Annotated in this window: 1 protein-coding gene; it reads left to right on the top strand. The window is 57.1% G+C overall.

Annotation, left to right across the window (positions count from 1 at the left end; genetic code table 11):
- Positions 1–228: 228 nt before the first annotated feature.
- On the top strand, positions 229–2,902 hold a 2,674-nt coding region (locus tag AACY50_RS28460; protein ID WP_339539916.1), incomplete at its 3' end, for a hypothetical protein.

The raw sequence follows: 2,902 nt of genomic DNA, 5'->3' as shown, positions 1-2,902 counted from the left end.
TCGAGCACTACAACGAGCAGCATCCACACAGCGCCTTGAACTATCGCTCTCCGAGGGAGTTCAGGCGCTTAGCGGCAGCATCAATTTAACGGGGAGTTGGTGTCCGGTTTGGTAGGGGCAAGTCCACAACCGCTGACGCAACCCCACTCTGCTCTGACGACCGGTGAAAACGCCGGAATCGCGTTGAACAAAAGCACCGACGCGTGGATGCTCTACAGCGAAGTGCCATTGGGCAAAGACGCCTGCGAGCGCCTGAAAAAGAACGGTGAACGACGCAAGCGCATGCGTCAGATCGCCCTTACCGACATAGCCAAACGCCTATCGGCCAAACACTGCCCACCGCTCGAAAAAGCCCCGACACTGGTGGCCGAACTCATGCCGAAAGTACGCGAAAAAACCCTTGCGCATGAACATCAGAAGAACGGCGCAACTGACCGCGAAAGCGCGAAAGAACAACGCAAAACGGCGCAAGCCTCGCCTACTCAAGACAATATCAAAGCCTACTCCGCCAGCTCGGAATCTCTGCGCGAACGCGAACAGGCGGCCGGCGCGCAACCACCGGGCGAGCCGGTGGTCGAGCCCGGGACTTGGAGCGCTAGCCCTTGGGAACTGGCACCTACGCAAGCCTGGCTGGACAAAGCCAAGAACGAGTCGGCTCCGCTATATGCGGTGTTTGCTGCGCTGGATGATGATCTGGGAGTGTTGCGGGATATCGACCACGAACAGAACAAGGTCGAGGCAGAACACGAAGAGTGGGTAGCCGACAATAGCTTGCGCCAGACCATCGGCAGCTTTATCCGCAGCATGGTCACCGAAGACGGTGGCGAAGTTGCCAACCTGCTCAACTACCGGTATCGCGAACATAACCTGCAACTGACACCGGAACAGGGCGACACCCTGATCGACAGTCAGAAGCAGCTGAACACCTTGATGCTGGAAGAAACACGCATCAACCAACAACGCGGCCGACAGTATGGGCATGCCCAAGCAGATGGCCTGTTGGCTCAGGTTCGATCCCGTGAAGAAGCCGTACTGAACAAGGTGCGCAGCTTCATCCCAAGCGAATTGCATCAGGAAGCGCAACAGGTCGTGCGGGATTATCGCCAGGAAAAAGTCAGCAATCTGGAAGGTGGCGGCGGAACCAAGGTTGGTGAATACATCGACTTGGCGAGCATGGACCATTGGCTGGATCAGGAAGCGCCGCAGCACTTCAAACAGGTCGAAAAACGCCATCAGTTGCTGTACGCCGATCGCAAAACCTACCTGCCACGCAACGACAGTGGTACTTGGTTTGTCGACCAGAGCAGCGAAGAACACCTCACCTGGCTTGAAAGTTTGACGGTTGCCTGCCTCAGCGCTCAGTGCAGCCGTAGCGAAGGCGCCAAACAGTTTGCCGATTACGTGAGCAGCGATGACCCCGGCTTGCTGCGTCTGGTGTTCCAGGCGTGGAGTCCGAGCCTGGAAGCGGCGGTGAACAACACTTCACGCCTCAACGAACTGGTCACGGCGCTCAGTCTGGAAAACCTTGCCGACTCCCGCGCAGCCGCACTCAAGATTCTGGACGCGGACACCCTGCGCAATATCGAGCGGTTAGCGAGCAATCTGGAAGGTGCCTGGACGGCGACCATGACCCGCCTCGGCGCCTCTTTGATTCATGCAAGCAAAGGCACGGCGATGGCAATGGGATTATTCCTGGTCATCCGCCTCGGCGATAACACCCGTCTTGTGCAGGGCGTAGAGAACGGTATCAAGGTCTGGCGCTTGGTCGGCCAGAACGCTGAAGCCCTCAGCCAATGGACCCGAAGCACCGCCCAGGCCATCAGCCTCGGTCGCGTCAACGGCATCGTCAACGCACCCTCGATCAAAGCCTCGGGTGGCCTACTGCCCCTGGCGGCGCTGGTGGTCAACATTCTCAACGCCGGCACCTATGCCGGACAAGCAGCGGCGCTGGAAGGCAGCGATGCGCAACGGCAGGCGGATAGCATGTCAGCGTATTTGTACGCAGGGGCTGCGTTGGGGGCGGTGATTCAGAATTGGGTGATTTTGGGAAAGGGGATGAACGAGGTTAGCTTAGCTAAAGGCCAGCTCTCATTTACTGCGCCAACTCTGACTTTATTCGGGGGAATCGTGGGAGCACTATCATTCGGAGCCGCTCTCAGTGAATACAGATCACTGCAAACTCAAATAGAAGCGTCTCAGAGCAACGTTGATCCTTGGCTAAAAGTGAAAAATTTGGCCGTTACTGGGCAAATCGCAGTTTATGGGGCTCAAGGATTGCTCGGTTTAAGCCTTACCGGCATGCGATTAGCTAACGTAATAAGTACTCCAGTCGCAATTCGCCGCTTCCGCTTGGGAATGGGCCCAGTCAACTTGCTGCTGCTCGCGTTAGGAAGTCTGTATCTTTTCGCTTGGCTCCGCCAAGCCAGTCCTTTACAAAGCTACCTTGCGAATTGCTGCTGGTCGCACCGCCGGGCAAGTGCCAACAAAACTATTGCGCCCCAGGCGCAACTGGACGAAATCAACGAACTGATGGTGATGCTGTACCAGCCTCGGCTGGCAATGGAAACCAGGGAAGTACGCATCAGCGGTTCTCTGGGCGATACCATCACCCAAGACGGTATTAGCCAACTGACCATTGATCTGCCTGGAGCCGCTCCGGGAGCTGCACAAATCGATCTATCCATGAGTGGCAATTTGACCCCTGTCTCGGCCGGATTCGGGACTGGTACGCGAGGTACTCCCACAGATCTAGGTGCCACTTGGCTGAACGCCAGCCGGCGGCGTTTTTCAAGGTTGTTGTCGCGTCGCCGTCTAACTATGCCGCTCTTTTCTCGGTCTGCTGCTGCCGATCCGGGTTCAACATCACAGTGCCCATCGGCTCCCAGTTTCTTGTCTGGCCAGA

The organism is Pseudomonas sp. RA_15y_Pfl2_54, assembly GCF_963971015.1.
In the GTDB taxonomy this organism is placed as follows: domain Bacteria; phylum Pseudomonadota; class Gammaproteobacteria; order Pseudomonadales; family Pseudomonadaceae; genus Aquipseudomonas; species Aquipseudomonas baetica_A.
The sequence above is the reverse complement of the archived record's forward strand: the minus strand, read 5'-3'. Positions and strand labels throughout refer to the sequence as shown.